This is a genomic window from Bacillus timonensis (genome assembly GCF_004799755.1).
Taxonomy (GTDB): domain Bacteria; phylum Bacillota; class Bacilli; order Bacillales; family Bacillaceae_L; genus Ferdinandcohnia; species Ferdinandcohnia timonensis_A.
This window is the reverse complement of record NZ_SLUB01000103.1, coordinates 1-6,653: the sequence shown is the minus strand read 5'-3', so window position 1 is coordinate 6,653 and position 6,653 is coordinate 1. Positions and strand designations below refer to the sequence as shown.

The 6,653-nt window shown below is 37.1% G+C and carries 6 protein-coding genes; 5 read left to right on the top strand and 1 reads right to left on the bottom strand.

All coding sequences use genetic code 11. The annotated features are described in order from the left end of the window. Window positions 1-72 precede the first annotated feature (72 nt). Window positions 73-1,668: a long-chain-fatty-acid--CoA ligase gene (locus tag E1I69_RS23660; RefSeq protein WP_431731905.1), complete on the top strand. Its 1,596-nt coding sequence runs from the start codon at window positions 73-75 to the stop codon at window positions 1,666-1,668. A 44-nt stretch (window positions 1,669-1,712) separates the two neighbouring features. Here the strand turns inward: E1I69_RS23660 and E1I69_RS23655 are convergent, their stop codons facing one another. Next, window positions 1,713-2,594: a DMT family transporter gene (locus E1I69_RS23655; RefSeq protein WP_136381958.1), complete on the bottom strand. Its 882-nt coding sequence runs from the start codon at window positions 2,592-2,594 to the stop codon at window positions 1,713-1,715. A gap of 427 nt (window positions 2,595-3,021) precedes the next feature. Between E1I69_RS23655 and E1I69_RS23650 the strand changes: the two genes are divergently transcribed. The 4 genes from E1I69_RS23650 to nadE all read left to right on the top strand — a co-directional run bounded on the left by E1I69_RS23650 (window position 3,022) and on the right by nadE (window position 6,441). After that, window positions 3,022-3,300: a DUF1292 domain-containing protein gene (locus E1I69_RS23650; protein WP_136381957.1), complete on the top strand. Its 279-nt coding sequence runs from the start codon at window positions 3,022-3,024 to the stop codon at window positions 3,298-3,300. Window positions 3,301-3,530: 230 nt separating this feature from the next. Continuing rightward, entirely contained in the window at window positions 3,531-4,079 is a 549-nt protein-coding gene (locus E1I69_RS23645) for a cysteine hydrolase family protein (RefSeq protein WP_136381956.1), read from the top strand. 24 nt (window positions 4,080-4,103) lie between these two features. Beyond that, window positions 4,104-5,579 carry a nicotinate phosphoribosyltransferase gene (locus E1I69_RS23640; protein ID WP_136381955.1) on the top strand — a complete coding sequence of 492 codons (1,476 nt, stop codon included), beginning with the start codon at window positions 4,104-4,106 and terminating at the stop codon, window positions 5,577-5,579. A 43-nt stretch (window positions 5,580-5,622) separates the two neighbouring features. Then, complete coding sequence (gene nadE / locus E1I69_RS23635) at window positions 5,623-6,441, top strand: ammonia-dependent NAD(+) synthetase (protein ID WP_136381954.1); 819 nt, start codon at window positions 5,623-5,625, stop codon at window positions 6,439-6,441. The last annotated feature ends 212 nt before the right edge of the window (window positions 6,442-6,653 follow it).

Genomic DNA, 6,653 nt, shown 5'->3' with positions numbered 1-6,653 from the left:
AGATGTGTATAAGAGACAGTCCTTATAATGTAAGTGTTTACACGTTTCGTTTTATACTTACTAAAGGGGGAAATGAATTTGTATGTACCTTTGCTTTTATCTCAATTTTTAGATCGTGCTGTCAAACTGTATGGTGAAAAAACTGCACTAATTGATGATGACAAAAGATTTACGTATGCAGAAGTAAACGACAGAGTAAATCAACTTTCCCGAGGATTAAGTCATCTTGGTGTTGAAAAAGGGAATCGTGTCGCTTATTTAGCTCCAAATTCATCAGAAATGTTTGAGGGGTTTTATGGAGTGTTTCAAATTGGCGCCATCATCGTTCCATTAAACACAAGATTGATTCCATCCGATTATGAGTACATATTAAATCATAGTGAAACGAAAATCTTGTTTGTCGACCATGAGCTAGTAGGACAAATTGAGCCCATTCGAGAAAGATTAAAAACGGTAGAAAAGATTATTGTTCATGGCAGAAAGGATAACACAGAATGGACGATTTCTTATGAGGAATGGCTCGCATGCTTTGAAAAAGAACCAATCGAACGTCCTGAAATGGATGAGAAAGACATTGCAACCCTCTTATATACAAGTGGAACAACTGGAAAACCAAAAGGAGTTATGCTCTCACATCGCAGTAATTACCTTCATGCATTAACAACCATGCACCACCTTCGCGTAACAGATCGTGATACACTACTTCATATCTTACCAATGTTTCATGTCAATGGCTGGGGCTCACCTTTTTACTATACAGCAAATGGAGCTACACAGGTTTGCTTACGAAAGGTAAATCCTGAGGAGATTTTCAGAAAAATAGATACGTATAAAGTTACTGTTATGCATATGGCACCAACAGTTCTCAATACATTATTACAATATACGGCTTCAAATGGATTTACAAAGCAAGAACAAGATATTCGAATTGTCATCGCTGGTTCGGCTCCTCCACCAGCATTTGTAAAACGTGTTGAAGAGGAACTCGAATGGGAATTTATCCAAGTATATGGTATGACAGAGGCATCACCACTTATCACAACATCCATAATCCGAGATACACAGGATAATGCTTCGAAAGAAGAAAAGTATCGCTTAAAAGCAAAAGCGGGCTATGAATTTATAGGAGCAGAGGTACGTGTTGTCAATCAATTCGGGGAAGATGTTGCTCAAGATGGAAACGAAATTGGGGAAGTGATTGTACGCAGTAACACGGTGATGGAAGGATATTTAAACAATAAAGAAGGTACGGACGAAGTGATTCGAAATGGTTATTATCACACAGGTGATATGGCGATTGTAGATGCAAATGGCAATATCGAAATTGCCGATCGTAAAAAGGACATTATTATCAGTGGTGGGGAAAATATTTCTTCCATCGAGGTTGAAAGTGCATTATACGATCATCCTGCTGTATTAGAGGTTGCGGTTATCTCCATTCCCCACGAGAAGTGGGGAGAGACACCACAGGCAATCGTGGTCAAACGTGAAGGGCATAATGTGACCGAAGAAGAGTTAATTGCATTCTCACGGAGTCGTCTCGCTCATTTTAAGGCACCGACAAAGGTAGTCTTTAAAAATGAACTACCCAAAACCGCGTCTGGGAAAATACAAAAGATTCACCTTCGGAAGGAATATTGGCAGGAAAAAGAAAAATTTATTAACTAAAATTAAGGACCCTAGTCTCCTAATTGGAGAATGGGGTCCTCCATTTATGCACCAAGACTTTGTTCTATTTTTTTGTCTTTTGTAAATGTCCAATTAACCAAAAAGATACCTAGGAAAATGAGCAAAGCTCCCCCATAAACAAACCATTCAACAACCTCTTTTAAAATCACCCAACCTGTAAGAACTCCAAAGAATGGTGCAAGGAATAAAAATGCAGATGTTTTACCAGGATCACCCGTATTAATCAAGTAAAACCAAATGGCAAATTGAACAATCGAAGCCATGATTGCAAGCCATAAAATGATTGATACAGAGGTAGAAGTAACCGTGATTGTAGGATTTTCAAAAGTAAAACTCATTAAGAGCAGTAGAATACCTCCAAATAACATTTGATAGGCTGTTAGCACCCAAATATTAAAACGAACGCCCCATTTTTTAATTAACAATGTTCCAATCGACCAGGAAATAGCGGAACCAAGACCTAGTATGACTCCAATTTCTAATTGAAGATGAAAGCCGAGCGTAATGAAAACTCCAGTAAATCCAATGATTACCCCCATCCAATGGAAAAAATGATAACGAATTCCTAGAAACAACGTACTAAAAATGACAACAAGTAAAGGATTGCTAAACGTGAGGATAGAGGATTCACCAGCAGTTATCGTCCGTAAGCTTAGGAAGATACACCCCATCACCCCAGTTGTTTGAAAAAGTCCGATGGTGAATATTCGTAACCAATCTTGAAGTTGATTTGGAAGTGGTTTTTTCCAGACAAATAAAGCCATGAGAATACCTGCAATAGTAAACCGTAGACCAACGAGAAGAAGTGGCGATACATAATCTAACCCGATTTTTCCAACCGCAAAAGAAGATCCCATTAACGCAGTTGTGGTCACAACAAGAACACCAAATAGGAAAGGATTCATTTTATTACTCCCACTTTTTTCCTTATCATAGCATAAATTTAGGTTATACATATACGATTTTTAACTAGAAGCTTAAAGAAAAAAGGTAAGCTGCATGTGCTTACCTTTTTCACATATCAATGAGAATTTGACAATACAAATTGAATATTCCTTCTACGCAAGAGTTGGAATTCGAACTAAATACTGAAGTCTAAAAGCTAATTTTTTCATGAAAATCATTATTTTCACGAAAGTATAATACAACTCTGGGAATAAGCGAAATAGAATATTCAATATATATCCCTCCACATTGATTATTAGTGAGAGTAAAAAAACTCATCACAGGATTATTATTTGCTAACTGCGAATTATCATGTGTACAAGGTATGTTTTAATCGGTACAATGAAAAGATAAAATAGTACATACCTATTTGGGGAGGAAAAGATTATGGAAAAAGTAACCGTTGGAGAAGTTTTTTCAATCAGTGATGAATCAGGCGAAGATCAAGATGTTGAAGTGCTCGGCGTTGTAACGATTGAAGGTACTGACTACGCTGCAGTTGGTTTTCTCGACGACTTAGAAGAAGATACCGAGGATGATATCGATGTTTTCTTTTTAAAGATTGATGAAGATGGAGATTTTTCAGCGATTGAAAGTGATGAAGAATTTGATAAAGTGTCCGCAGCCTTTGACGAAATCTTTGATGAAGAATTAGACGAAGAATAAAAACACCTGAACCCCACGAAACTTGGTGGGGTTCTTTACGTAATCCCTATTTTCTTTAAAATAATCCAAAACATATAACAAAAAAGTGCAATTCTATTCAATATTCCACAAAATTCATATAAAATGAACTATGAGTAAAAAACTTTACACTAATGTAAACCAAACTAAATAAAATTTTCTTTTTGATATGAACTCAGGCGGAATGATTATATTAATGAGGAGGAAATACCTTGAAAAAAGCATTGTTAAATGTAGATTATACAAATGATTTTGTTGCAAGTGACGGAGCATTAACTTGCGGGAAACCAGGGCAAGATATTGAAAAAGAAATTGTTCGTATTACTGAGGAATTTATTTCAAACGGTGACTATGTTGTATTTGCAATTGATCTTCATAAAGTAGGCGATGACCTACATCCTGAAACAAAGTTATTCCCACCTCACAATATAGAAGATACATCCGGAAGATTTCTATATGGGGATCTTCAAAGAGTATTCAATGAACAACAAACAAATCCGAATGTATATTGGATGGATAAAACGAGATATTCTGCGTTTGCTGGAACAGACCTCGAGATTAAGTTGCGTGAACGTGGCATCAATGAAGTTCATATTGTGGGTGTTTGTACAGATATTTGTGTCCTACATACGGCAGTTGATGCGTATAACCGTGGATTCAAAATTGTGATCCACAGTTCAGCTGTCGCAAGCTTTAATCAAGCGGGACATGAGTGGGCACTCGGACATTTTAAAGATTCAATCGGCGCAGAAGTTCGTTAGGTTATTTACTGGAGGTAATTTTTGATGAACAAACATTTTAACGATGACAGCATTGCATTACATACAGATTTATATCAAATTAATATGGCAGAGATATATTGGAGGGAAGGTTTACATAATCGTAGAGCTGTTTTTGAAGTGAACTTTCGGAAGCTTCCATTTGGGAATGGATATGCTGTTTATGCTGGACTTGAGAGAATCATCCATTTTCTAGAAAACTTCTCATTCAGCGAGACGGATATTGCCTATTTAAAGGAAGAAGGATATAAAGAAGATTTTCTTAATTATCTAAAGGAACTTCGTTTTACGGGAACTTTACGTTCCATGAAGGAAGGAGAAGTCGTTTTTGCTAATGAACCTCTTCTTCGTATTGAAGGTCCCATTTGTGAAGTGGTATTATTAGAAACCCCAATCTTAAATATTATTAATTACCAAACGCTGATTGCCACAAAGGCCTCCCGTATTAAGCAAGTCGTTGGAGATCAGACGGCTATGGAATTTGGCACAAGAAGGGCACAAGAAATGGACGCGGCGATTTGGGGAACAAGGGCTGCATATATAGCTGGTTTTGATTCAACCTCAAATGTTCGTGCAGGCAAATTGTTTGGTATACCCATTTCTGGTACACATGCTCATTCATTAGTACAAGCATATCGAGATGAATATCAAGCGTTTAAACATTATGCAAGCACACATAAAGATTGTGTTTTTCTCGTTGATACATATGATACATTGAAATCCGGTGTTCCGAATGCGATTAGAGTGGCTAAGGAAGAAGGAGACAATATTAATTTCATTGGAATACGCCTTGATAGTGGTGACTTGTCCTATTTATCAAAAGAAGCAAGAAAGATGCTCGATGAAGCAGGATTTAAAGACGCCAAGATTGTAGCTTCAAATGATCTTGATGAACATACGATAATCAACTTAAAATCACAAGGGGCTAAAATCGACTCATGGGGTATCGGAACAAAGCTAATTACTGCCTATGATCAACCCGCTCTTGGTGCTGTCTACAAACTAGTGTCAATTGAAGATAAAAATGGGGATATGGTAGACACTATAAAAATAAGCGGTAACCCTGAAAAGGTATCTACACCGGGATTAAAACGAGTGTATAGAATCATTAATAAAAACAGTCAAAAATCTGAAGGTGACTATATTACTCTTGAACACGAAGAACCGCAGAATGAGAAACGAATCAAAATGTTCCATCCGGTTCATACATTTATCAGTAAATTTGTTACGAATTTTGAAGCACGGGAGTTGCAGTATACAATCTTTGATCATGGGAAACTTGTGTATGAGATTCCGACTTTACAGGAAATCCGCGCGTTTTTAAATGAAAATCTGGAACTACTATGGGATGAGTACAAGCGTTCAACGATGCCAGAGGAATATCCTGTCGATCTGAGCCAGGAATGTTGGAATAATAAAATGAAACGCATTGAAGAAGTAAAGGAAAATATTGAAGATATGATTGGGAAAATGAATAATTAACCAGTTTGTTGCGAAAAGACCATTTTAAATGGAGGGATCTTTCATGAGTATTCAGCAACAGATAATGAAAGAATTACATGTAAAGCCTACAATTGATCCAAAAGAAGAAATTCAACGTAGGATAAACTTTTTAAAGGAATATGTCGTAAAAAGCAAGACAAATGGATTTGTATTAGGGATTAGCGGTGGTCAGGATTCTACTTTAGCAGGGAAGCTTTGTCAAATGGCTGCCATGGAACTTCGAAAAGAGGGGCATGAGGCCACATTTGTTGCTGTTCGTTTGCCTTATCGTATCCAAAAGGATGAAGAGGATGCCAAAGCAGCACTTGCATTTATTAAGCCAGATCGCGCAATCACCTTTGATATTGCAACTACTGTTGATGCCTTTGTGACAGAGTACAAGAAATCGACTTCTGAAGAGATCAATGATTTTAATAAGGGAAATGTAAAGGCAAGAGAAAGAATGATTGCTCAATATGCGGTTGGAGGAATGCAAAATTTATTAGTGGTAGGAACCGATCATGCCGCTGAAGCTGTCACTGGTTTCTTCACGAAATATGGGGATGGGGGAGCCGACATTCTTCCTTTAACAGGGTTAACCAAGCGACAAGGACGTGCCCTTTTACAGGAGTTAGGAGCAGAGGAACGTCTGTACTTGAAGGTTCCAACAGCTGATTTATTAGACGTAAAACCACTGCAGGCCGATGAATCAGAGTTAGGGATCAGTTATGAAATTCTGGACGATTATTTGGAAGGAAAAGCAGTTTCTAAAGAAGATGCAGAAAAAATAGAAAAACGCTATCAAATATCCAAACATAAACGACATTTGCCAGCAAGTATGTTTGATGACTGGTGGAAGTAGTGTTGGGCCTGTTTCTAAAATAAAGAGACAGGCTTTTTTCTATATTTGCCTATTGTCTATTGGAAACTTTTGTTAAAATAAAAGGATCCTGAGTCCGTGACGTAATTAATAATAAATGTGCCCACAAAGCCTGATATAATAATGTTATCAGCTGATTTATGTTGATAATTTTATTTCACCAGGCAGGTGTTGAAATTGGTTAAGTTTATTTT